The organism is Salipiger sp. H15, assembly GCF_040409955.1.
GTDB lineage: Bacteria > Pseudomonadota > Alphaproteobacteria > Rhodobacterales > Rhodobacteraceae > Salipiger.
On the sequence record NZ_CP123385.1, the window covers coordinates 1,388,278 to 1,409,236 of the forward strand.

Sequence of the window (20,959 nt, forward strand, 5' to 3'; positions counted from 1 at the left end):
GATGTTCTACGGCACCGATCTTTCGTCCCGGCTGATGCTGGGCACCGCGCAATATCCCTCGCCCGCCGTGCTGGGTGAGGCCGTCGCCGCCTCGGGGGCCGAGGTGATCACCGTCTCGCTGCGCCGCGAGGGGGCGGAGGGCGCGGGGTTCCGGGATCTTCTCAGGGCCACAGGCTGCCGCATCCTGCCAAACACCGCCGGCTGCCACAGCGCGCGCGAGGCGGTGACCACGGCGCAGATGGCGCGCGAGATCTTCGGCACCAACTGGATCAAGCTCGAGGTCATCGGCCACGCCGACACGCTCCAGCCCGATCCCTTCGCGCTGGTCGAGGCGGCGCGCATCCTCTGCGCCGAGGGGTTCGAGGTGTTTCCCTATACCACCGAGGACCTGATCGTGGGCGAGAAGCTGCTCGAGGCGGGCTGCGAGGTGCTGATGCCCTGGGGCGCGCCGATCGGCTCGGGGCAGGGGCTGCGCCACCGCGAGGCGCTGCGGACGATGCGGGCGCATTTCAAGGGTGTGCCGCTGGTCATCGATGCCGGGATCGGCGCGCCAAGCCAGGCGATGGAGGCGATGGAGATGGGGTTTGACGCGGTGCTGCTGAACACCGCCGTGGCCCGCGCGCTCGACCCGGTGGCCATGGCCCGCGCCTTCGGGCAGGCGGTCTCGGCGGGGCGGCTCGCACACACGGCGGGGCTGATGGGCCCGCGCGACATGGCCGTGGCCTCGACCCCGGTCTTCGGCATGGCGGAGCTGGCATGATGAAACTCGACCCGTTCTACCTCATCGTCGGCCATGTCAGCGCGCTGGAACTGCTGGTCCCGCACGGCGTCAAGCTGGTGCAGCTGCGGCTCAAGGACCTGCCCGAGACCGAATTGCGCCGCCAGATCGCAAGGGCGCGCGACATCTGCGCCGTCCATGGCGCGGAGCTCGTGGTCAACGACCACTGGCGCCTCGCGCTCGACCTGCGCTGCCGCACTGTCCACCTCGGGCAGGAGGACATGGAAAGCGCCGATTTCCCTGCGCTGCGCCGGGCCGGGGTGCGGGTCGGGCTCTCGACCCATGACGAGGCCGAGCTCGAGCGCGCGCTGGCGCTGGATCCGGCCTACGTGGCGCTGGGGCCGGTCTACCCGACGCTGCTCAAGCAGATGCCATGGGCGCCGCAGGGGCTTGCGCGGGTGCGCGACTGGAAGCGCCGGGTGGGCGACCTGCCGCTGGTCGGCATCGGCGGGCTGACCCCCGAGCGCCTGCCGGGTCTCTTCGCCGCCGGCGCCGACAGCGCCGCGGTGGTCACCGACATCCAGCAGGCCGCCGACCCCGAGGCGCGCTGCCGCGAATGGATCGCCGCGACGCGCCGGGTGCCGGCATGAGCCGCTACGCGCGGCAGACCTGCCTGCCCGGCGTGGGCGAGGAGGGACAGGCGCGGCTGACCGAGGCGCGGGTGCTGGTGGTCGGGGCCGGGGGGCTTGGCTCGGCGCTGCTGCCGCTGCTGGCGGGGGCAGGGGTCGGCGCGCTGCGGATCGTCGATCCCGACACGGTGGAGGAGAGCAACCTGCACCGCCAGACGCTCTACCGCATGGAGGACATCGGCCGTGCCAAGGCCGCGGTCGCCGCCGAACGCCTCGCCGCCCTCAACCCCGATTGCGTTGCCACCGCGCTCGTCGCGCGGCTCGACCCGGTGCTCGCTCGGGCGGAAATGGCCGGCGCGCAGGTGGTGGTGGATGCCGCCGACAGCGTGGCCGTGACCTATGCCCTCTCGGACCTCTGCCTTGCGGCGGGGGTGCCGCTGGTCAGCGCCTCGGTGGTCGGCAGGGCGGGCCATGTCGGCGGCTTCTGCGGCGGCGCGCCGAGCTATCGCGCGGTGTTTCCCGACCTGCCGGGGCAGATGCAGAGCTGCGCCAGCGCCGGGGTGATGGGGCCGGTGGTCGCCAGCCTCGGCGCGTTGCAGGCGCAGATGGTGCTCGCGGTGCTGCTGGGACAGGCGCCCTCGCCGCTGGGGCAGATGCTGACGCTCGACGCCGCGAGCTGGCGCGTCTCGGGCTTCCGCTTCGACGCCGCGCCCGAGCCCGAGGCGGCGCTGCCGCGGATTGTCGGCCTCGGAGAGATCACCCGCGCCGACCGGGTGATCGAGCTGCGCGGGCCGGACGAGGCGCCGGACCTGCCCGTGCCCTGGGCCGAGCGAGGGGGCGCGCCGGTGCAGCCCGGAGAGGGCGGCGGGCGGACCGTCTTTGCCTGCGCCACCGGCCTCAGGGCCTGGCGCGCCGCGCGCGCCGTCGTCGCGGCGGGGGGGCGCGAGGTGGCGGTGCTGGCGACGGGGTGAGGGCGCTAGGCGCCGGAGCCGTCCCGGCGCAGCAGATAGGTGTCCATGATCCAGCCGTGCCGCGCGCGCGCCTCGGCGCGGCGCGCGGCAATCTCGGCCCCGACCTCCGCGAGCGGACCCGCGCAGAGAAGCTGCGCCGGGCTGCCGAGATAGGCGCCCCACCAGATGCGCAGCCCCTCGGGATCGAGCGCGCGGAAGCTGCAGTTGCCGTCGAGCATGACGACCAGCGTCTCCTCGCCTTCGGGCCAGCCCTCGTCGCGCAGCCGCCGCCCTGTGGTGATCCGCACCGCGCCGTTCACCTCGTTCAGCGGGATGGCATGGGCGGCGGTCAGCGCCTGGATCGCGGTGATGCCGGGGATCACCCGCAGCGCCGGGCGCGGCTCGAGCCGTCCGGCGATGCGGATGGTGCTGTCGTAGAGCGACGGGTCGCCCCAGACCAGCAGCGCCACCGGCCCCTCCGGCGCGGGCTCGAGCGCGGCGCACCAGCGCCGGCCGATCTCGTCATGCCAGGCCTCGACGCGGGCGGCATAGGGCAGGTCGGGGTCGCGCTCGGGGTAGTCAAAGACGCGGATCTCGGCCTGCGTGCCCGAGGCATCGAGGATCGCCCGGCGCAGCGCCAGAAGCTCCTCCTTGTCCTCGCCCTTGCGCGGCAGCAGCACCACAGCCGCATCGCGCAGCGCCTGCATCCCGCCCAGCGTCACGTGGCCGGGGCTGCCGGTGCCGATGCCGACGAGCCAGAGATCGCGGATCATGATTGGTTCTTTCCCTTGGGTGCGGTCCGGACCCCTCGCAGGGCCCGGACCCGTGCTCATGCGCTTCTCAGGCCGCGTAGAGCCGCGGCGCGAAGACCCGGCCGAACCCGGTGTTGCGCAGCGATTTCGCCGCGGCGAGCGCCGCGAGATCGGCCAGCGGCTCGATCAGCAGAACCAGCATGTAGGCCCCGCCGAAGGTCACCACCGACTGCAAGGTCGCGGCCGAGACGCCCTGGCCGTAGAAAACCCAGAAGGCGACCCAGGCCACGACACCCGCCTGGAAGGCGCCCGAGAGCTTCAGCACGTCGGCGTAGCTCAGATCGACATAGGCCGTGCCCTCGGGCACCACCCGGCGCGCCAGCGCCGAGGTGGCAAAGAGCGGCACCAGCAGCGTCGTGACGTTGACGAAATACATCGGCAGGTCGGTGGGCGCGAAGAAGAGCCCCTGCACCAGCAGGCCAAGCGCCAGACCCAGCGCCGCGGGCGCGACGCCGAGCAGCAGGAAGAGCGTCGAGCCGAGGATGAAATGCACCTCCGAGACGCCGACAGGGAAATGCGGCAGGACCTCGAAGAAGACGAAGGTGCCGATCGCCGCGATCAGGCTGCGGGCGGTGAAGAAGATCAGGTCGGTGCGCGCGATGTCACGCGCGGCCTGCCGGGCGGTGAAGCCCGCGGCGCCTGCCGCGGTGACGGCGGCGAGGGCCATCTTGGCGCCGTCGACGACGCCGGGTTCGATATGCATGTGCGTTCCTTTTTCAATGTGCTGCCCCTCCGGCAGCGGGTGGCCCCTGGGGGCGGGAAAGGCGGTCGCATGGTAGGTCTCCTGGCTCGCGGGTCGCGGCGCCTCGGTCCTTCCCGGCAGGTCTGCCAGTGGGTCTTCCTCGGCACTCTCCGCCTACAGTTGCGGGGGCAGCCCGGGCCTCTCACCCGGTTCCCTTGCGCCCCTTGCGGGACACCATGCGGGGTCTTGGCTCAGCGGGTCTCTGCGGGGCTGCGGTCCTCCTCTGTCGGGCAGTCTCGGCGGGGTCCGGAGGCAGGGGCCTCCTCCGCCGCGATGAGGTGAAAGAAGGTCCCCGTGACGCGGCCCCGGCGCGAGCCGGTCTCGGCCACCGCCGCGCCATCGGCGTCGGAAACGGCGGCGAGCGGCGCGTCGGGCTGCTCGAGAATGGTGGAATAGTGGAACTCGTGCCCGCGCAGCGCCGTCCCCGCGTCAAAGCCGGCCATCGGCGCGCAGAGCACCGCCCGGCGGTAGCCGAGGTGGAACTTCCGCGCCGCGTAGCTGGTCACCAGCCCGAGCAGCCCGGCCATCCGGTGCCGCGTGCCATCCTTGTCGATCAGCGCCTCTCCCAGCGCCATGTAGCCGCCGCACTCGCCATGCACGGGCTTCGTCTGCGCATGGTGGCGCAGCCCGGTGCGGAAACCCTCGGCCTCCGCGAGCCGCCCGGCGTGCAACTCGGGATAGCCGCCTGGCAGCCAGACGAGGTCGGCCTCCGCCGCCGGCGCCTCGTCGGCCAACGGCGAGAAGGGCAGGATCTCGGCCCCCGCCGCGCGCCAGCCCTCGAGCAGGTGCGGGTAGGTGAAGGAGAAGGCCGCGTCCCGCGCGAGCGCGATGCGCTGCGCCGGGGGGCGGGGCAGCGGTGGCGGGTCCTGCGGCAGGGGCTTGCCCGCGGCGGCGGCGCGGATCGTGCCGAGGTCGACATGGGCGCGCAGGAAGTCGGCATAGCCCGCGATGGCCGCCTCGAGGTCCGGGTGCTCGGCCGCCTGGATGAGGCCGAGGTGGCGCTCGGGCAGGGTCAGGTCGCCCCGCCGGGGCAGCACGCCCAGCACCGGCAGCCCGGCGCGCTCCATGCCCAGCCGGGTGAGCCGCTCGTGCCGGGGCGAGGCGACGCGGTTGAGGATCACCCCGGCGAAGGGCAGGTCGGGCATGTACCGGCGGAACCCCAGCGCCGTAGCGGCGGCGGATTGCGCCTGCCCGCCCACGTCGAGCACCAGCACCACCGGCCAGCCCATGGCCCGCGCCGTCTCGGCGCTGCTGCCGAAGCCCTGCTGGCCGCGCGTCGCGACCCCGTCGTAGAGCCCCATCGAGCCCTCGGCGAGGCAGATGTCCGCCCCCGCCGCCTGTCCGGCGATCGCCTGCCAGAGCCCGGGCCCCATGGCCCAGCCATCGAGGTTGAAGCTCGGCCGCCCGCAGGCCGCGTGGTGGAAGGCCGGGTCGATGTAGTCGGGGCCGGACTTGAAGGGCTGCATCGCGAGCCCGTCCTCGGCCAGCGCCCGCAAGAGGCCCAGCATCACCGTCGTCTTGCCGGTGCCCGAGGAGGGCGCCGAGACCAGCAGGCCGGGAACCTCAGCCATTGTCCTGCACCGCTTTCTGCACCTCGGTCTCCGGCGTCCAGCCGCTCCACGGGCTCTCGGCGTTCTGCGGGCGGTAGCGGCGGTCGTAGTCCGGCGCGTAGAGGCAGCTCTCGTCGAACCCCTCGCCCGCCAGCGCCGGGCCGACGAGGATCAGCGCGGTGCGGGTGATGCCCGCGCCCACCTTGCCCTCGATGTCCGACAGCGTGCCGCGCAGGATCACCTCGTCGGGCCAGCTGGCGCGGTAGACCACCGCGACCGGGCAGTGTGATCCGTAGGCGGGGGTCAGCTCGGCCGCCACCCGCGCGATGTTCTGGATCGACAGGTGCAGGGCCAGCGTCGCCCCGGTCGCGGCGAAATTGGCCAGCGTCTCGCCCCGGGGCATCGCGCTGGCGCGGCCCGCCGTGCGGGTCAGCACCACCGATTGCGCAAGGCCCGGCAGGGTCAGCTCGGCGCCGAGCGCGGCGGCGGCGGCGGCGAAGGCGGGCACGCCGGGGGTGACCGAGACCGGGATGCCGAGCGCCTTCAGCCGGCGCATCTGCTCGCCCATCGCCGACCAGACCGAGAGATCCCCCGAATGCAGCCGCGCCACGTCCTGCCCGGCGTCATGCGCGGCGCGGATCTCGGCGATGATCTGGTCGAGGTCCAGCGGCGCGGTGTTCACGATCCGCGTGCCGGGCGGGCAATGGGCAAGGATCGCCTCGGGCACCAGCGAGCCGGCATAGAGGCAGACCGGGCAGGACGCGATGAGGTCGCGGCCGCGCAGGGTCAGCAGGTCGGGCGCGCCGGGGCCGGCGCCGATGAAATGGACGGTCATGGGTCGGGTCCTTCCGCCAGCGCGCAGCTGGCCATGCGGTCGAGGGAGTGGATGCGCGGGCCGAGCAGCCGCGCGCCGGGTCCGGCACCGGCCAGCGCGGCGGCCTCGGCCACGGAGCCGGTGCCGCGCTCGGCAAGCACGCGGGGGGATCGGGTTTGCGTGTGCTGCGCCGAGAGATCTGCGGGGGTGATGGCTTGCACGGGCAGGTTCAGCGCGCGGGCAAAGGCGGTGAAGCCCGGGCTCGCGGCCTTGTCGAAGGCGGCGGCAAGGCAGGCGGCGTCGCGCCCGTCGCGCGCGCGATCGTAGGCGTCGCGCAGGCTCGCCTCGCCCGCGCCCTGCCGGAATCCGAACCCCGCGACGATCATCTCACATGGCTCCATCGGTGGCTCCACTGCAGGATCGGGAAGGCCGACTTCCAGCCGCGCTTCGGTCCGATGGGCACGGGGGAGGAGAGCTCGATGCGCATCAGATCGCCGCCGAGACGCGCCTGCGCCGCGATCAGCAGCGCCTCGGATTCCAGCGTCACCGCGTTGGCGACGAGGCGGGTGCCCAGGGGCAGACGCGCTTCCAGCCAGTCCAGCAGCTCCTGCGAGAGGCCGCCGCCGATGAACACCGCGTCGGGGCGGTCGAGTGCGTCCAGCGCCTCGGGGGCGCTGCCCTCGACCACCTTCAGCCGCTCGACACCAAGCCGCGCGGCGTTGGCGGCGATGCGCGCGGCGCGGTCGGGGCGGGGCTCGATGGTGGTGGCACGAAGCGTCGGATCGCAGAGCAGCCACTCGATGGCGATCGAGCCCGAGCCGCCGCCGATGTCCCAGAGGTGCTCTAAGGGGCGCGGGGCCAGCGCCGAGAGGGTGAGCGCGCGGATGGGCCGCCTGGTGATCTGCCCGTCGCTCTCGAACCAGTCATCCGCCCGGCCGGTGGCGAGCGGCAGCACCGCGCCCGCCCCGGCAACGCTCACGGCGGCGCAGACCGGGTGGGCGAAGGTGCGGTCGGGCAGCGCGTCGGCACGGACCGGGGTCAGCCGCTCGCGCGGGCCGCCGAGCGCCTCCATGACGGTCAGCTCCGAGGCGCCGAAGCCCTCGGCCGCGAGATACGCCGCCAGCGCGCGCACCGCGTCCCCGTCGCGCAGCAGCACGACCAGCCGCCGCCCCGGCGCAAGCTGCGGCCGGAGGCGCGAGAGCGGCGCGGCGTGCAGGCCGGCGCAGTGTGTGGCCTCCAGCGGCCAGCCCATGCGCGCCGCGGCGAGCGAGAAGGCGGACCGCCCCGGGAAGGCCCGCCACTCGCCCGGCTCGAGATGCCGCGCCAGCACGGCGCCCGCGCCGAACCAGAAGGGATCGCCCGAGGCCAGCACTGCCACCCGCCGCCCGCGCAGCGCCAGCAGCTTCGGGATGCCCTCGGCGAAGGGCACCGGCCATTCGATCCGGTCGGTGGCAAGGGGCAGCAGCGACAGGTGGCGCGCCGGGCCCATGACGATTTCCGCCTCGGACAGGGCGGCACGGCTTGCGGCGCAGAGCCCGTCCGGGCCATCTTCGCCGAGCCCGACGATGGTGAGCCACGGAGCTTTCGACATGACCGCCTCAGACATGGACCCGAACCTGCTGGTGCTCGGCGGCACGCTCGAGGCCGCGCGGCTCTGCCGCGTGCTGGCCGCGGCCGGGCTGCGCGGCACCGTCTCCATGGCCGGGCGCGTGGCCAATCCGGCGGCGCAGGCGCTGCCGCTGCGGATCGGCGGCTTCGGCGGAGTCGAGGGGCTGGTGCGCCACCTGAAGGCCGAGCGCATCACCCATGTCATCGACGCGACCCACCCCTTCGCGGCGCGGATGAGCGCCAATGCCGTCGCCGCCTGCGCGGAGGTCCGCGTGCCGCTCATCGCCCTGAGCCGCGCGCCGTGGCAGGAGACCGCCGAAGACCACTGGACCCGCGTGCCTGACATCGCCGGGGCGGTCGCCGCGCTGGATGGGGCGCCGCGGCGCGTGATGCTTGCGGTGGGCCGGATGCACCTGCCTGACTTTGCGGCGAACCCGCAGCACGCCTACCTGCTGCGCCTCGTCGATCCGCCGCAGGAGCGCCCGGAGTTCCCCGAGCATCATGTCATCGTCGACCGCGGTCCCTTCACGCTCGAGGGCGACATGGCACTGATGCGCGCGCATGGCATCGAGCTGGTGGTCTCGAAGAATTCGGGCGGCGAGGGGGCCTTGGCCAAGATCGCCGCGGCACGGGCGCTCGGCCTGCCGGTGATCATGATCGACCGGCCCTGCGTGCCCGAGCGGACCGAGACCCATGACGTCGAGGGGGTGCTGCGCTGGCTGGATCATGTTGGCACCGACCTTGGCGTGTAGACGAAAGGCGCGCCCGCGCGGGGGATGAGCCGCGTTGCCGAGGAGCCGACGATGACCACGGTGCGCATGTCCGCCATTCCGGGCTCGCAGCGGTCCAGCGGCACGACGCGGATCTCCTCCTCGGGGGTCGAGACGGCGCGGGCGAAGATCACCGGGCGGGCGTCGCCGCAGCTTTCCTGCAGCACGTTGAGCACCCGCGCGAAGCCCTCGGGGCGGGATTTCGAGCGGGGGTTGTAGAAGGCCATGGCGAAATCCGCCTCGGCGGCGAGGCGCAGGCGGCGCTCGATCAGCGCCCAGGGCTTGAGGTTGTCGCTGAGGTTGATGGCGCAGAAGTCATGCCCCAGCGGCGCGCCCGCGCGGGCGGCGGCGGCGAGCATGGCGGTGATGCCGGGCAGCACGCGGATGTCGAGCTCGCGCCAGGCCCGCGGCCCGGCCTCGACCGCCTCGAACACCGCCGAGGCCATGGCGAAGACGCCGGGATCGCCCGACGAGACCACCACCACCGAGCGGCCCTCGCGGGCCATCTCCAGCGCGTGCCGGGCGCGGTCGATCTCGACCCGGTTGTCCGAAGGGTGCAGCGTGAGGCCCGGGCGCGGGGCGACGCGGGCGACGTAGGGGATGTAGCCCACCACGTCCGTGGCCTCGGCGAGCGCGGCCAAGACCTCTGGCGTGACCAGCGTGTCGGACCCGGGGCCGAGCCCCGCGATGACCAGCCGCCCGCTCATGGCCGCCGCCCCTGTCCGTGCACCAGCACGATGGAGAAATAGGGGGTGACCCGGCCCTCGGCCTCCGAGAGCCGCTGCACGCGCTGCTCGGGCATGGCCGCGTATTCCACCAGCCAGGCGGCGTCGTAGCGGCCCGCGGCTTGCAGGGCGCGGCGGACCTTCTCGATGTTGCGGCCGATCTTCATGATGACCAGCGCGTCGGCGCGGGCGATCTGCCGGGTGAGCTCGTCCTCGGGCAGGGTGCCCATGAGCGTGCTCATCACGTCGTCGCCCCAGGTGATCGGCTGTCCGGTGGCGCACCAGGCGGCGGCCATGCCGGGGATCGCGGGCACGACCTGCAGCGGCACCTGCCCCTCGAGCCGGGTGAAGAGATGCATGAACGAGCCGTAGAAGAACGGGTCGCCCTCGGCCAGCACCAGCACCTCGTGCCCGGCGTCCGACAGCGCCCTCAGCTTCGCGGTGCAGTCCTCGTAGAAGGCCGAGAGCAGGGCGTTGTAGCGCGGGTCCGAGAGCGGGATCTCGGTGGTCACCGGGTAGTCCATAGCGATCTCGACCACGTCCTCGCGCAGCATCCCCTCGACAATGCGCCGCGCCTGCCCCTGCCGTCCGGCCTTGCGGAAATAGGCGACGTGGCGCGCCGCCCGCAGCAGCCGGTCGGCGCGCACCGACATGAGCTCGGGATCGCCCGGGCCGAGCCCGACGCCCCATATGGTGCCCTGCACCTGAACCTGCGCCACGGGGGCGGTGCCGATCTCGCCCTGCACGTTCATTCGGCGCGGCTCGCGAGCGCGTTGATCGCGGCGACGGTGATCGCGCTGCCGCCGAGCCGGCCTTCGACGATTGCGCAGGGGGCGGGTTGCGCCTGCCAGAGCGCCGCCTTGCTCTCGAGCGCGCCGACGAAACCGACCGGGCAGCCGATGATCGCCGCGGGGCGCGGGCAGGCCGGGTCCTCGAGCATGTTCAGCAGGTGGAAGAGCGCCGTCGGGGCATTGCCGATGGCGACCAGCGCACCGCCGAGATGCGGCCGCCAGAGTTCCAGCGCCGCGGCCGAGCGGGTGTTGCCCATCTCCTGCGCCATGCCCGGCACGGCGGGATCGTGGAGCGTGCAGATCACCGGGTTGCCGGCGGGCAGGCGGGGGCGGGTGACGCCCTCGGACACCATGCGTGCGTCGCAGAGGATCGGCGCGCCCTCCGCCAGCGCCCTGCGTGCGGCTGTCGCGAAGCCCGGCGAGAAGCGGATCCGCGCCTCGAGCCCGACCATGCCCGCCGCGTGGATCATCCGCACGGCGACCGGCTCCTCCTCGGGGGTGAACCGCGCGAGGTCGGCCTCGGCGCGGATCGTCGCGAAGCTCTGCCTGTAGATGGCCGCGCCATCCTTTTCGTAGTCATAGGGCATCAGGGCATCCCCGGAAGAAGGGTGGGAAGATCGTCGATCTGGGCGGGCGAGAGCCCCTCGAGGTCGGGCGTGTCCGCGGGCGCGCCGTCCCGGATCAGGTCGAAACCGCCGTCGCGGCCGACCAGCGTGACCGGCGCGGCGCGGGGAAAGGCGCAGCCCTTGGCGCAGCCCGAGACATGCAGCGGCTCGGCGAGCCTCGGCGCGAGCCGGGTGGCGAGCGGGCGCGTCTCGACCGTCGCCTGCGGGCAGAAGGGGGTGCCGGGGCAGGCATGGGCGGCAAGGAGCGGATCGCCGGGGGCGGTGACGAAGCCCGGAGCATCGGTGCCGGGTCGGGCCCCGGTGAGGCAGAAGAGCCGCCCGGTCATCAGCCGCATCGCCTCGGCCCCGCTGCGCGCGACGAGGTCAGCAAGTGCGGCTGCGTCGATCGCGCCGAAGGGCGCGCCGAGGATTTGGCCGTCCTCGGTGCGGCCGGGACTGGGCGCGGGACCGGCGGCACGCGGTGCGGCCTGCTGCCATTCCGGCGGCAGCGCGACCCGTTTCAGGTGCCGCGCCATGCGCCCGGACTCCCTGCCGCCCGTGGCGACGAACCATGCGGCCATCTCCGCCAGCGCGTGCATCGCCTTCGCCTCGGTCACCGGAAGACCCTTGGCCGCCCCGTCCGCCCGCAGGATCAGCCCGCCGCCCAAGCCAGGCTCGAACCGGAAATCCGCCGAGCCCGCCGCCAGTTGCCCCCGCGCGCCGCTGTCGAGCGCAAAGCCCATCTTGCTTGGCAGCGGCGGCAGCGCCGGAAGCGCCGCGAGCATGGCCCCGTGCAGCCGGTCGGTAAGGTCTCCGGGCCGCCAGTCCACCGGCATCAGGATGTTCCGCCGCGCCTCGACCACCGGGTCCGCGTCGATCAGCCCGAGCGCGCCCAGCCCCTCGAGCAGCGCCGGGAAATCCTCCTCGGACACGCCGCGCACCTGCAGGTTGGCGCGCGAGGTCAGCTCCAGCGTGCCGTTGCCGTGCCTCCGGGAGAGCGCGCAGAGCGCCGCCACCTGCGCCGCGCCCAGCTCGGCCCGGAACGGCCGCACCCGCACCACCAGCCCGTCGCCGGACAGCATCGGGCGGTGCGCCCCGGGGCACCAGCCCCTGACCCGCGGCGCGCTCATGGCTCAGCCCCCGGCCCGGCCAGCGCCGAGTTGCGCCGGGTCTGCCAGAGCCCGGCCTCGCGCAGAGCGTGGAACCGCGCCAGCATCGCGGCATGGGCGCCGGGGTTGGCCGCGCGCAGGAAGGCCTCGGTCGCCGGATCGCCCAGCGTCGCCGCATGGTAGAGGTCGAAGAGATGCGGGCCGACCGCCCCGGCAAGCTGCGCGAAGGCCGCCATGTGCTCGAGCGTCGCGGCGATCTCGGCGGCGCCGCGGAAGCCATGGGCGCGCATCCCGGCGATCCACGCCGGGTTGGCGGCGCGGGCCTGCACGACGCGGGCGATCTCCTCGGGCAGGGCGCGGGCGCGGGGGCGCGCCGGGTCGGTCGCGTCGAGGTGGTAGAGCGTGGCCCGCCCGCCGGTCACCGCCTGCGCGGCGGCGAATCCGGCCTCGTGCGCGGCGTAGTCGGCGGCCAGCAGCAGGTCGGTCTCGGGCAGGTCCTGCGGGTGCACGAAGGCCTCGGCCCCGGCCACCCGCGCGCGGATCCCGGCCTCGTCCCGCACCGCGCGCGCGCCGTCCAACGCCCAGGCCGAGGCGGCAAGCCAGGCCTCGCCCGCCGCGCGCCGCGCTGCCTCGCCGGAGCCGTCGAGCGCCGCCCCCATGCCGAGCCCGAAGCTGCCCGGCGCGGGCCCGTAGACGCGCGCGCCCGGAAGAGTCCCGGAATAGGGGTTCCAGTCCGTCGCCTCGTCGCGGGCGGCGAGCGCGGCGATCACCTGCCCGAAGAGCCCGGTCAGCACCGGGAAGACATCGCGGAAAAGGCCCGAGACCCGCAGCGTGACGTCGATCCGCGGGCGGTCGAGCTCGGCGACCGGCAGTATCTCGAAGCCCGAGACCCGGCCCGACCCCGCGTCCCAGCGCGGCTTCACCCCGAGGAGGTGCAGCGCCATGGCGAACTCCTCGCCGGCGGTGCGCATCGTCGCCGAACCCCAGAGGTCGACCACCAGCCCGCGCGGCCAGTCGCCGTGGTCCTGCAGGTGGCGGCGCATCAGCTCCTCGGCGAGCGCCACCCCCTGCGCAAAAGCGGCGCGGCTCGGCACGGCGCGCGGGTCGGTGGTGAAGAGGTTGCGCCCGGTCGGCAGCACGTCGCGCCGCCCGCGGAAGGGCGAGCCCGAGGGGCCGCCGTCGATCCGCCGCCCGTCGAGCGCGGCGATGAGCGCGGCGCGCTCGGCATGGGCCGAGGCGGCGATTTCCGGCTCCGCCCCGCCCGCGGGCAGGCGCCCCCAGACGTGCAGCCCCTCGCCGAAGCGGCTCTCCTTGACGTCGCAGACGAAGCGGTCGATGCGGGGGATCGCCTCGGCGGCGGAGGTGGTGCCGTCCAGCCCGAGATCGGCCTCGAGTCCGCGCGCCCGCGCCTCGGCGCGGATGTCCTCCTGCAGCCGCGCGCGGCGGCGCGGGTCGAGCCCGTCGGCGGTCGAGAACTCGTCGAGCAGCGCCTCGAGATGCGCCAGATGGTCCGGCGTCCCGCTCTCGCGCAGCGGCGGCGGGACGTGGCCGAGGGTGAGTGCGCCGATCCGCCGCTTGGCCTGCGCCGCCTCGCCGGGATCGTTGACGATGAACGGGTAGAGCACCGGCAGCGCGCCGGTCAGGGCCTGCGGCCAGCAGTGATCCGACAGCGCCACCGACTTGCCCGGCAGCCATTCCAGCGTGCCATGCGCACCGACATGGACAAGCGTGTCCACCCGGGTCTGAAGCCAGAGATGGAAGGCGACATAGGCGTGGCGCGGCACGCGGGAGAGGTCGTGGTACTCGTCCGCGCGCTGCTCCGGGGTGCCGCGCTCGGGCTGCAGGGCGACCACCGCGGTGCCGAGCTCGACCGCGGCGAGGCGGAAGGCGCCGTCCTCGGCGGAGGCATCCTCCTCGGGTGCGCCCCAGGCGGCGGAGAGCTGGTCCTGCATCGCTGCCGGAAGGCGGGCGAGCATGGCGCGGTACTCCGCCAGCGGCAGCCGGAGTTCGCGCGCCTGCAGCCGCCGTTCCAGCCCGCCGCAGTCCTCGGGAATGGAATAGCCGGCGGCCCGCAGGTCATCGAGGATGGCGCGGGCCGAGGCCGGGGCGTCGAGGCCGACCGCGTGGCCGAGGTTCCAGTCCTTGCCGGGATAGGTCGAGAGCACGATCCCCACGCGGCGCGCGGCGGCGGGCGTCGCCGCGAGCCGCAGCCAGCCCATGACCCGCGCGACCGCGCTCGCGATCCCGGCGGCATGGGGGTGGTGCAGGGCGCGGGCAAACTGCAGGTCCGGGTCGCGCGCGTCCGGCCGCTTGAACGAGACGACCCCGGCCAGCAGCCGCCCGTCGACCTCGGGCAGCACCACGTGCATGGCGAGGTCGGCGGGGGAGAGCCCGCGCTCCGCGCCGGTCCAGGCGGCCTCGGTCGAGGTCGCGAGCGCCACCTGGAAGACCGGCACGCCCGCCACGTCGAGCGGCGAGCCCGCCGTCCCGCCGGCGCTGAAGGCGGTGGCGTTGACGATGGCATCGGGGGCGAGCCGCGCCACCTCGGCGCGCAGCGCGGCGACCGTGGCGGGGTCCTTCAGCGAGGGCGCAAAGAGCCCGATCACCGCGCAGCCCTCTGCCCGGAACGCCTCGAAGAGCGCCCGCACCGGCGCCATGTCCGCCGCCGCGAGATGGGCGCGGTAGAAGACCAGCAGCACCCGCCGCCCCTTCTTCTCTTTCCAAATACGCCGGGGAGCGCGAGGGGCAGCGCCCCTCGCATCTTCGCCCGCCAGCGCCTCGAGCGGCTCCGCGCCGGTCTCCGGGGTCCATGTCCCGGCCTGCGGCAGGGCGGGCGGGCTGCGCAGCGGCGCGGCCGCCAGCCCCGAGGCGAGCGCCAGTTGCGCCAGCGCCGCCCGCGCGGCCTCGGGCCCGCCGCTGTCGCAGAGCTGGGCGAGGCGGCGCAGGGTCGAGAGCGGCAGGGTCGAGACCTCGTCGAGCGCCGGGTCGGGCCGTCCGTCGCCCGGCAGCACCGCCAGCGCGATGCGCCTCTGCCGCGCCAGCGCCTGCAACTGCTGGAGCCCGTAGTCCCAGTAGGCCCGCCCGCCGATCAGCCGCACGAGGATGCCCTTCGCCCCCGCGAGCGTGCGCTCCACGTAGGTGTCGACCGACAGCGGATGGCGCAGCTGCGCAAGGCTCGCGAGCCGCAGCGAGGGCAGGGCGCCCTCCGGCCCGCCGCCCGAATGCCAGGCGTCCGCAAAGGCCCCGAGGTCGCTGTCGGAGAAGGAGAGCACAACCAGGTCCGCCGGATCCTGCATCAGATCCGTCGGGGTCTCGAGGTCCTCGAGCCCGTGGCTTTCGCGGAAGACGACGTGCATCGCGGCCTAGCCCACCACGTCGAGCGCGGCGCGGCTCAGCGCGGCGCGGATCTCGTCCTCGCGGATGCCCTCGTGCTCGGCGATCACCACCAGCCGCCCGGCGCGGGGCTCGCCCGGGCGCCACGGGCGGTCGTACTGGTGGCGCACCCGCGCGCCCACCGCCTGCACCAAGAGCCGCATCGGCTTGCCGCTCACCGCGGCGTAGCCCTTCACCCGCAGGATGTCGTGGCTGCGCGCCAGCGCCTCGATGGCGTGGACCAGTTGCGCCGGATCGCCGAGCTCGGGGAGATCGACGGTGAGCGACGCGAAGTCGTCGTGATCGTGGTCATGCGGCGTGTCGTGGTGGCTGGGGCGCGCCTCGAGATCGTCCTCGGCAGCCGCCCCGAGCCCGAGGATCACCCGCGGGTCGATGGCACCCTCGGCGACCTCGATCACCGGCAGCGGGCGCGGTGCCTCGGCGGCGATGACCTCGCGCGCACGGGCAACACCCGCGGGCCCGGCGAGGTCGGGCTTGGTCAGCAGCACGAGATCGGCGCAGGCGATCTGGTCCTCGAACACCTCCGAGAGCGGGGTCTCGTGGTCGAGGCTCTCGTCGGCGGCGCGCTGCGCGTCCACCGCCGCCACGTCGGGCGCGAAGCGGCCCGCCGCCACCGCCTCGGCATCGGCCAGCGCGATCACCCCGTCGACGGTGATGCGGGCGCGGATCTGCGGCCAGTCGAATGCCTTCAGCAGCGGCTTCGGCAGGGCGAGGCCCGAGGTCTCGATGAGGATGTGGTCGGGGCGCGGCTCGAGCGCCAGCAGCGCCTCGATCGTCGGGATGAAGTCGTCGGCGACGGTGCAGCAGATGCAGCCGTTGGCCAGCTCGACGATGTTCTCGGCCGGGCAGTCGGGCAGGGCGCAGCCGCGCAGGATTTCGCCGTCGACGCCGACGTCGCCGAACTCGTTGACCACCACCGCGAGCCGACGCCCGCCGGGGTTGTGCATCAGGTGGCTCACGAGGGTCGTCTTGCCCGAGCCGAGAAAGCCGGTGATCACGGTGACGGGGAGTTTCGATAGATCGGCCATGTCAGCTGTCCTCTGCGCGGTGGGGGTCGGTGTGGGTGAGCGGGGGGATCCGGGCGACGCAATTGCGCTTGAAATGCTCGGGGCGCTGGCGCCACGGGATCACCCCGTCGGGCGCGGCGTGGTACTGCGCGGCCCCTGCAAGGATCATTTCGGGATGCGCCGCCTCGTCGACGTTGGAAAAGACGTAGGTCCATTTCCCCGCCCCGCCGCGCAGGGCCACCGTGCAGCCGTGGTCGCAGTTCTGCAGGCATTCGGTCGCGGTGATCCGCAGCCCGTCGGGCCGCTCCAGCGCGGTGATCCCGTCGTAGAGCGCCCGGCCGGGCCGCCGCTCGTCCCGCGGGTCGGCCCCCGCCCGGCGGCAGGTCACGCAGACCAGCAGCTCGGTGTCGCTCTGCTGTGGCGTGTGCGCACAGTCCTTCATTCGTGTCGCCTCTTTGTTGGGCGCACAGGGGTAACGGCGGAATGGATCCCGGGCACGGGAACACCCCGACACCGGCACACCCCGTCCGGTCTCAAAAGTCATGGCTGGCAGGTCTCCCGGCTCACGGAATTCCGGGCTTTCGGCCCGACGGACGCTCTGCCTTCCCAGCCTGTCGGCCAGTGGCTTTCCGAGCGCCCTTTCCCGTTCACGGTCGCGGGGGCGGCTGTGCCTGGCCGCGATCTCTCGCGGCTGCACATTCCCTTTTCACCCGTTTACACGGGCACCAGCGTGGGGTCAGATCGCCCGGAAATCCGCCCCCTGTCAAGACCGGAGAGAGCAGCATGAGCGACGAGGCAAACATCCGCCACGCCGAAAAGATGAAGAAAATCAAGGCCGCGCGGGACCGGATGATGGAAGGAAAGACCGGTGAGAAGGGGCTGATCCTCGTCCATACCGGCCCCGGCAAGGGCAAGTCCTCCTCGGGCTTCGGGATGATCCTGCGCTGCATCGCCCATGGCATGCCCTGCGCCGTGGTGCAGTTCATCAAGGGCAACTGGGTGACCGGCGAGGCGAAGATGATCCGCGAGAAATTCGCCGACGAGTGCCGCTTCTTCGTCTCCGGCGAGGGCTTCACCTGGGAGACGCAGGACCGCGAGCGCGACATCGCGGCGGCGCAGCGCGGCTGGCAGATCGCGCAGGCGCAGATCCTCGATCCCGAGGTGCGCTTCGTGCTGCTCGACGAGATCAACATCGCGCTGCGCTACGGCTATCTGGACATCGACGAGGTGGTCACTTTCCTGCTCGAGCGGAAGCCGCCGATGACCCACGTCTGCCTGACCGGGCGCAACGCCAAGCCCGAGCTGATCGAGGCGGCGGATCTCGTGACCGAAATGACGTTGGTCAAGCACCCGTTCCGCGACGGGATCAAGGCGCAGCAGGGCGTGGAGTTCTGAGCTCTCGGGAAGTGAGCGCCGCCTCAAGCTGGTCCCAGCGGTCCGAGGGCGGCAGGCCGAGGCGGATCCAGCTTTCTGAGTAGGGGAAGACCCGCGTCCAGATCCGCCGCGCGGCGAGATGCTCCTGCGCGGCCCGCGCGTCGGGGGTGGCATAGGTCCGGAAGAGCGGCGAGCCGCCGACCAGCTGCCATCCCGCGCCGCGCGCCAGCGCATCCAGCTTTGCGGCACCATGCGTGAGGCGGGCAGTCGTCTCCGTCTGCCAGTCCTTGTCCAGAAGCGCGGCCGAGGCGATCTCGATCGCCGGGCCCGAGACCGGCCACGGCCCCGCGAGCTCGGCCAGCCGGTCGCCGAGCGCGCCATGCGCCAGTGCGAAGCCGAGCCGCAGCCCGGCGAGCCCGTAGAACTTGCCGAAGGAGCGCAGCACGACCACGTTCGGCAGCTCGCTGCCGAGGCGCGGCGCGAGGGACAGCCCCGGTTCGGGGTCGCCAAAGCTCTCGTCCACCACCAGCAGCCCGACGCGCCCGGCCAGCGCCGCGAGCGCCTCGGGAGGGGTGCGCCGCCCGTCGGGATTGTTGGGGTTCACCACCACCGCAAGGTCGGCGCCGGCGAGTGCGTCGAGGTCGCGGGCCTCGGTGACCTCCCAGCCGCCCGCGCGCAGTGCGGCGGCGTGTTCGTTGTAGGTCGGCGCCAGCACCGCGGCCCGGCCTGGCGCGCGCAGCATCGGCACGATCTGGATCGCCCCCTGCGCGCCGTTCACCGCGACGATGCGGGCGGGGCAGCCGTAGGCCGCACGGGCGGCCGCGATCAGCCGGGCCATGTCGCTCCTGCGCGGCAGCACGGCCCAGGCCTCGGCAGGGATCGGCGGCACCGGGTAGGGATCGGGGTTGATCCCGGTCGAGAGATCGAGCCACGCCGCCCGGTCGCCGCCGAAGCGGGCCATGGCGGCGTCAAGGTTGCCGCCGTGGTCGCGGGCGGTGCTGGGGATCGGGTCGGCGAGGCTGTCCATGCGGCTCACCGGAACAGGATCAGCGCGGCAAGCGCAAGGGCGCAGAGCGCCATCGCCCGCCGGTAGAGCGCCAGCGCGCGGCCGAGATCGCGCGGGTCGGGGTCACGCGCGCCGCCATTGAGCCAGGGCTCCTCGGCGACCCGGTCGCCGTAGACGCGCGGCCCCGAGAGGCGGACGTCGAGCGCGGCGGCCATCGCCCCCTCGGGCCAGCCGGCATTGGGCGAGCGGTGCTTCGGCGCGTCGCGCAGCATCACCCGGAGGCCATCGCGGGCGCGCCGCCCGGAGGCCAGCGCGAAGACGAGCCCGGTCAGCCGCGCCGGGATCCAGTTCACCGCATCGTCGAGCCGCGCCGCGAGTTTCCCGAAGGCCTCGTAGCGGTCGTTCCGGTGGCCGATCATCGAATCGAGCGTGTTGACCGCCTTGTAGGCGGCGATGCCGGGCAGCCCCGCGACAGCGCCCCAGAAGAGCGGCGCGACGATCCCGTCCGAGCTGTTCTCGGCAAGGCTCTCGGTCGCGGCGCGGGCGATGCCCGCCGCATCCAGCCGCTCGGGATCGCGCCCGACGATCATCGACACCGCCCGGCGTGCCTCGGCCATGTCGCCCCGCGCCAGCGGCCTTGCCACGGCGGCGACGTGATCGTGCATCGAGCGCATGGCGATCAGCGGCCAGGCCAGCACCGCGCCGAGGAGGCTGCCCGCCAGCGTGTCGGGCAGCAGCGCCTGCGCCGCCAGCGCGGGCAGGGTGGCAAGGGTGACGACCAGCGCCGTCGTCAGTGCCCCGAGAACCAGCCTGCGGGTCCGGCCGCCGCGGTTGAGCCGCGCCTCGAGCGCCGCGATCGCCCGGCCGAGCCAGGTGACCGGGTGGCCAATCCGGGCGTAGAGCCATTCCGGCCAGCCCAGCAGCAAGTCGAGCGCCATGCCGCCCAGCATCATCAGCGCAAAGCTCATGGTGCGCCCGTCCCGAAGGTGAGAACGCCCGCGAATCCGGCCTCGGCCAGCGCCGCCGCGCCGTGCCTTGGGACTGCGCCGGGGGCGAAGATCAGCCCGCGCGCCGAGCCGGTATGGGCGCGCAGCCAGCCGAGCGCGCCGAGCTCGCGGGCAAGCCCGGACGTGGGATCGCCTTGGGGGCCGCGCCGCGCGGCGCAGCGCCCGGCGGAGGCGCTGGCGAGTGCCGCCGCCCGGCCCAGATCCCGGTCCCGCGTCGCCCTTTCCCAGTCGAGGACCAAATCCGAGACGTCGTCGAAACCGTTGTCCGCCGCGTCGGTTCGCTGCGGCGGCCCCCAGAAGCCGCCGAGGATCGTGCAGGCGGGCGGCGGGGGAAGCTCGCGCAGGATGTGCCCCTCGCGCGAGGCCCAGAGCAGCGTGTCGGGCGCAGGGTACATCAGCGGATCGCTCGCGCCCTCGACGGCGAGGCAGGCGGCGGCGAGCGCCTCGGCGCTGCCGTCAAAACCCGCGGAGCGTGCCAGCGCCACCAGCGTCGCGGTCGAAGCCCCCGCGCCGCCGCCGAGCGGGGCATCGCGCGAGGCGCCCGGAAAGCGCGGCGCGATCCCGAGCGCGCGGGCGAAGCGCTCCAGCTGGCCCGGCTCGAAGGGCGGCGCGCCCTCGCCGGGGGCCGACACCCCGAGGTCCGGGCAGGCCACCGTCACCAGCGCCACGGGACCCTCCGGCCCCATGCGCCCCTGCAGCCATTCGCCGAAATGGCCGGCCACGCTCACCTTGCGCCAGCTCATGCCCGGCCCGCCTCGATCACCGCGAAGGGCCCCTCGGCGCCGCAGCGCAGCCGGGTCACCGAGAGCGGCGCGATCTCGAAGGCGAGGCCCGCGTGCAGCGCCCCGGTCACCTGCGACAGCGCCGCGCGGATCACCCCGGCATGGACCAGCAGCACCACCGGTGCCGCGCCCGCCGCGGCCCGCAGGCCGTAGCCGCGCAGCGCCGGGGCGGTGCGGGCGCAGAGATCCGCGAAGCTCTCGCCCCCCGGCGGGGTCCAGCGGGCCAGCTCCGGTCCCTCCATCGCGCCGAGGTCGGGCAACTGGTCATACGCCAGCCCGTCCTGCGCGCCGAAATCCTGCTCCCAGAGCAGCGGGTCCTGCGTGGCGGCGACCTCTGGCCAGAGCGCCGCGGCGGTCTGCACGCAGCGCAGCGCCGGGCTGCTGACCAGCAGGCCGGGACGGGGCAGGCTCGCACGCAGCGCGGCGAGTCGGTCGGGCTCGATCCGGGCGGGCAGATCGGTGCGCCCGCAGAGCCGTCCGGGCTCGGCGATGGGCGCGTGGCGGATCAGGATCAGCTCTCCGGAGCCGGGTGTTTCGTGCTGCAACGGACTGCTTGCCTCTTTCCTT

General features: G+C 73.9%; 22 protein-coding genes and 2 riboswitches. Of the genes, 5 read left to right on the forward strand and 17 right to left on the reverse strand.

Going from position 1 to position 20,959, the window contains the following annotated elements:
* Nucleotide 1: 1 nt before the first annotated feature.
* From PVT71_RS20815 to PVT71_RS20825, 3 genes are read left to right on the forward strand one after another with little or no spacing between them, the layout of a single operon-like run.
* Nucleotides 2-760 (forward strand): thiazole synthase, encoded by a 759-nt coding sequence (locus PVT71_RS20815; RefSeq protein ID WP_353474390.1) that lies wholly within the window; start codon nucleotides 2-4, stop codon nucleotides 758-760.
* On the forward strand, nucleotides 760-1,368 hold the full coding sequence (locus PVT71_RS20820) for a thiamine phosphate synthase (protein ID WP_353475570.1): 609 nt from the start codon (nucleotides 760-762) through the stop codon (nucleotides 1,366-1,368). Before PVT71_RS20815 ends, PVT71_RS20820 begins: the two co-directional genes overlap by 1 nt.
* Nucleotides 1,365-2,318, forward strand: a complete 954-nt coding sequence (locus PVT71_RS20825) for a HesA/MoeB/ThiF family protein (RefSeq protein ID WP_353474391.1) — start codon at nucleotides 1,365-1,367, stop codon at nucleotides 2,316-2,318. The genes PVT71_RS20820 and PVT71_RS20825 overlap by 4 nt, the downstream gene beginning before the upstream one ends.
* A 5-nt stretch (nucleotides 2,319-2,323) precedes the next feature.
* On the opposite strand, the gene cobF is transcribed toward PVT71_RS20825, so the two are convergent.
* The 6 genes from cobF to cbiE all read right to left on the reverse strand — a co-directional run bounded on the left by cobF (nucleotide 2,324) and on the right by cbiE (nucleotide 7,806).
* Nucleotides 2,324-3,070: a precorrin-6A synthase (deacetylating) gene (gene cobF, locus PVT71_RS20830; protein ID WP_353474392.1), complete on the reverse strand. Its 747-nt coding sequence runs from the start codon at nucleotides 3,068-3,070 to the stop codon at nucleotides 2,324-2,326.
* 67 nt (nucleotides 3,071-3,137) lie between these two features.
* Nucleotides 3,138-3,812 (reverse strand): energy-coupling factor ABC transporter permease, encoded by a 675-nt coding sequence (locus PVT71_RS20835; protein ID WP_353474393.1) that lies wholly within the window; start codon nucleotides 3,810-3,812, stop codon nucleotides 3,138-3,140.
* A 53-nt stretch (nucleotides 3,813-3,865) separates the two neighbouring features.
* Nucleotides 3,866-4,045: riboswitch (cobalamin riboswitch) on the reverse strand.
* A complete protein-coding gene (locus tag PVT71_RS20840; protein WP_353474394.1) occupies nucleotides 4,043-5,422 on the reverse strand; it encodes a cobyrinate a,c-diamide synthase in 1,380 nt (459 codons plus the stop codon). It overlaps the preceding riboswitch by 3 nt.
* Nucleotides 5,415-6,236, reverse strand: a complete 822-nt coding sequence (cobM, locus tag PVT71_RS20845) for a precorrin-4 C(11)-methyltransferase (protein WP_353474395.1) — start codon at nucleotides 6,234-6,236, stop codon at nucleotides 5,415-5,417. Before cobM ends, PVT71_RS20840 begins: the two co-directional genes overlap by 8 nt.
* A complete protein-coding gene (locus PVT71_RS20850; protein ID WP_353474396.1) occupies nucleotides 6,233-6,616 on the reverse strand; it encodes a cobalamin biosynthesis protein in 384 nt (127 codons plus the stop codon). The genes cobM and PVT71_RS20850 overlap by 4 nt, the downstream gene beginning before the upstream one ends.
* The gene (gene cbiE, locus PVT71_RS20855; RefSeq protein ID WP_353474397.1) at nucleotides 6,598-7,806 is read right to left on the reverse strand and encodes a precorrin-6y C5,15-methyltransferase (decarboxylating) subunit CbiE; all 1,209 of its coding nucleotides are present in this window, start codon (nucleotides 7,804-7,806) and stop codon (nucleotides 6,598-6,600) included. Before cbiE ends, PVT71_RS20850 begins: the two co-directional genes overlap by 19 nt.
* 13 nt (nucleotides 7,807-7,819) lie before the next feature.
* Here cbiE and PVT71_RS20860 point away from each other — a divergent pair, with 13 nt between their 5' ends.
* Nucleotides 7,820-8,575: a cobalt-precorrin-6A reductase gene (locus PVT71_RS20860; RefSeq protein WP_353475571.1), complete on the forward strand. Its 756-nt coding sequence runs from the start codon at nucleotides 7,820-7,822 to the stop codon at nucleotides 8,573-8,575.
* Here the strand turns inward: PVT71_RS20860 and cobJ are convergent.
* From cobJ to PVT71_RS20895, 7 genes are read right to left on the reverse strand one after another with little or no spacing between them, the layout of a single operon-like run.
* On the reverse strand, nucleotides 8,548-9,300 hold the full coding sequence (cobJ, locus tag PVT71_RS20865) for a precorrin-3B C(17)-methyltransferase (RefSeq protein ID WP_353474398.1): 753 nt from the start codon (nucleotides 9,298-9,300) through the stop codon (nucleotides 8,548-8,550). The two genes, PVT71_RS20860 and cobJ, sit on opposite strands and share 28 nt — an antisense overlap.
* A complete protein-coding gene (locus PVT71_RS20870) occupies nucleotides 9,297-10,070 on the reverse strand; it encodes a precorrin-2 C(20)-methyltransferase (RefSeq protein ID WP_353474399.1) in 774 nt (257 codons plus the stop codon). The genes cobJ and PVT71_RS20870 overlap by 4 nt, the downstream gene beginning before the upstream one ends.
* Nucleotides 10,067-10,696, reverse strand: a complete 630-nt coding sequence (locus PVT71_RS20875; RefSeq protein WP_353474400.1) for a precorrin-8X methylmutase — start codon at nucleotides 10,694-10,696, stop codon at nucleotides 10,067-10,069. The genes PVT71_RS20870 and PVT71_RS20875 overlap by 4 nt, the downstream gene beginning before the upstream one ends.
* On the reverse strand, nucleotides 10,696-11,844 hold the full coding sequence (locus tag PVT71_RS20880) for a cobalamin biosynthesis protein CobG (protein WP_353474401.1): 1,149 nt from the start codon (nucleotides 11,842-11,844) through the stop codon (nucleotides 10,696-10,698). Before PVT71_RS20880 ends, PVT71_RS20875 begins: the two co-directional genes overlap by 1 nt.
* A complete protein-coding gene (gene cobN, locus PVT71_RS20885) occupies nucleotides 11,841-15,179 on the reverse strand; it encodes a cobaltochelatase subunit CobN (RefSeq protein ID WP_353474402.1) in 3,339 nt (1,112 codons plus the stop codon). The genes PVT71_RS20880 and cobN overlap by 4 nt, the downstream gene beginning before the upstream one ends.
* 6 nt (nucleotides 15,180-15,185) lie before the next feature.
* Nucleotides 15,186-16,244 carry a cobalamin biosynthesis protein CobW gene (gene cobW, locus PVT71_RS20890; protein WP_353474403.1) on the reverse strand — a complete coding sequence of 353 codons (1,059 nt, stop codon included), beginning with the start codon at nucleotides 16,242-16,244 and terminating at the stop codon, nucleotides 15,186-15,188.
* 1 nt (nucleotide 16,245) lies between these two features.
* Complete coding sequence (locus PVT71_RS20895) at nucleotides 16,246-16,665, reverse strand: DUF1636 domain-containing protein (protein WP_353474404.1); 420 nt, start codon at nucleotides 16,663-16,665, stop codon at nucleotides 16,246-16,248.
* Nucleotides 16,666-16,753: 88 nt separating this feature from the next.
* Nucleotides 16,754-16,968: riboswitch (cobalamin riboswitch) on the reverse strand.
* A gap of 38 nt (nucleotides 16,969-17,006) precedes the next feature.
* Here PVT71_RS20895 and cobO point away from each other — a divergent pair.
* Entirely contained in the window at nucleotides 17,007-17,618 is a 612-nt protein-coding gene (gene cobO / locus PVT71_RS20900) for a cob(I)yrinic acid a,c-diamide adenosyltransferase (RefSeq protein WP_353474405.1), read from the forward strand.
* Here cobO and cobD read toward each other — a convergent pair.
* Genes cobD through PVT71_RS20920 form a run of 4 tightly spaced genes read right to left on the reverse strand, consistent with a single transcriptional unit; the run spans nucleotide 17,590 to nucleotide 20,937 of the window.
* The gene (cobD, locus tag PVT71_RS20905; protein WP_353474406.1) at nucleotides 17,590-18,624 is read right to left on the reverse strand and encodes a threonine-phosphate decarboxylase CobD; all 1,035 of its coding nucleotides are present in this window, start codon (nucleotides 18,622-18,624) and stop codon (nucleotides 17,590-17,592) included. The two genes, cobO and cobD, sit on opposite strands and share 29 nt — an antisense overlap.
* Nucleotides 18,625-18,629: 5 nt before the next feature.
* Nucleotides 18,630-19,571: an adenosylcobinamide-phosphate synthase CbiB gene (gene cbiB, locus PVT71_RS20910; RefSeq protein WP_353474407.1), complete on the reverse strand. Its 942-nt coding sequence runs from the start codon at nucleotides 19,569-19,571 to the stop codon at nucleotides 18,630-18,632.
* Nucleotides 19,568-20,353, reverse strand: a complete 786-nt coding sequence (locus PVT71_RS20915) for a propanediol utilization protein (protein WP_353474408.1) — start codon at nucleotides 20,351-20,353, stop codon at nucleotides 19,568-19,570. Before PVT71_RS20915 ends, cbiB begins: the two co-directional genes overlap by 4 nt.
* Nucleotides 20,350-20,937 (reverse strand): histidine phosphatase family protein, encoded by a 588-nt coding sequence (locus tag PVT71_RS20920; RefSeq protein WP_353474409.1) that lies wholly within the window; start codon nucleotides 20,935-20,937, stop codon nucleotides 20,350-20,352. Before PVT71_RS20920 ends, PVT71_RS20915 begins: the two co-directional genes overlap by 4 nt.
* Between the last annotated feature and the right edge of the window lie 22 nt (nucleotides 20,938-20,959).

Coding starts and splice junctions, on each gene's coding strand:
- PVT71_RS20895 (WP_353474404.1), bottom strand. CDS start 16,665: ATGAAGGACTGTGCGCACACGCCACAGCAGAGCGACACCGAGCTGCTG.
- PVT71_RS20835 (WP_353474393.1), bottom strand. CDS start 3,812: ATGCATATCGAACCCGGCGTCGTCGACGGCGCCAAGATGGCCCTCGCC.
- cbiE (WP_353474397.1), bottom strand. CDS start 7,806: ATGTCGAAAGCTCCGTGGCTCACCATCGTCGGGCTCGGCGAAGATGGC.
- PVT71_RS20880 (WP_353474401.1), bottom strand. CDS start 11,844: ATGAGCGCGCCGCGGGTCAGGGGCTGGTGCCCCGGGGCGCACCGCCCG.
- PVT71_RS20850 (WP_353474396.1), bottom strand. CDS start 6,616: ATGGAGCCATGTGAGATGATCGTCGCGGGGTTCGGATTCCGGCAGGGC.
- PVT71_RS20840 (WP_353474394.1), bottom strand. CDS start 5,422: ATGGCTGAGGTTCCCGGCCTGCTGGTCTCGGCGCCCTCCTCGGGCACC.
- PVT71_RS20820 (WP_353475570.1), top strand. CDS start 760: ATGAAACTCGACCCGTTCTACCTCATCGTCGGCCATGTCAGCGCGCTG.
- cobD (WP_353474406.1), bottom strand. CDS start 18,624: ATGGACAGCCTCGCCGACCCGATCCCCAGCACCGCCCGCGACCACGGC.
- cobO (WP_353474405.1), top strand. CDS start 17,007: ATGAGCGACGAGGCAAACATCCGCCACGCCGAAAAGATGAAGAAAATC.
- cbiB (WP_353474407.1), bottom strand. CDS start 19,571: ATGAGCTTTGCGCTGATGATGCTGGGCGGCATGGCGCTCGACTTGCTG.
- PVT71_RS20915 (WP_353474408.1), bottom strand. CDS start 20,353: ATGAGCTGGCGCAAGGTGAGCGTGGCCGGCCATTTCGGCGAATGGCTG.
- cobN (WP_353474402.1), bottom strand. CDS start 15,179: ATGCACGTCGTCTTCCGCGAAAGCCACGGGCTCGAGGACCTCGAGACC.
- cobJ (WP_353474398.1), bottom strand. CDS start 9,300: ATGAGCGGGCGGCTGGTCATCGCGGGGCTCGGCCCCGGGTCCGACACG.
- PVT71_RS20875 (WP_353474400.1), bottom strand. CDS start 10,696: ATGCCCTATGACTACGAAAAGGATGGCGCGGCCATCTACAGGCAGAGC.
- PVT71_RS20860 (WP_353475571.1), top strand. CDS start 7,820: ATGGACCCGAACCTGCTGGTGCTCGGCGGCACGCTCGAGGCCGCGCGG.
- PVT71_RS20825 (WP_353474391.1), top strand. CDS start 1,365: ATGAGCCGCTACGCGCGGCAGACCTGCCTGCCCGGCGTGGGCGAGGAG.
- PVT71_RS20870 (WP_353474399.1), bottom strand. CDS start 10,070: ATGAACGTGCAGGGCGAGATCGGCACCGCCCCCGTGGCGCAGGTTCAG.
- cobM (WP_353474395.1), bottom strand. CDS start 6,236: ATGACCGTCCATTTCATCGGCGCCGGCCCCGGCGCGCCCGACCTGCTG.
- cobW (WP_353474403.1), bottom strand. CDS start 16,244: ATGGCCGATCTATCGAAACTCCCCGTCACCGTGATCACCGGCTTTCTC.
- cobF (WP_353474392.1), bottom strand. CDS start 3,070: ATGATCCGCGATCTCTGGCTCGTCGGCATCGGCACCGGCAGCCCCGGC.
- PVT71_RS20815 (WP_353474390.1), top strand. CDS start 2: ATGTTCTACGGCACCGATCTTTCGTCCCGGCTGATGCTGGGCACCGCG.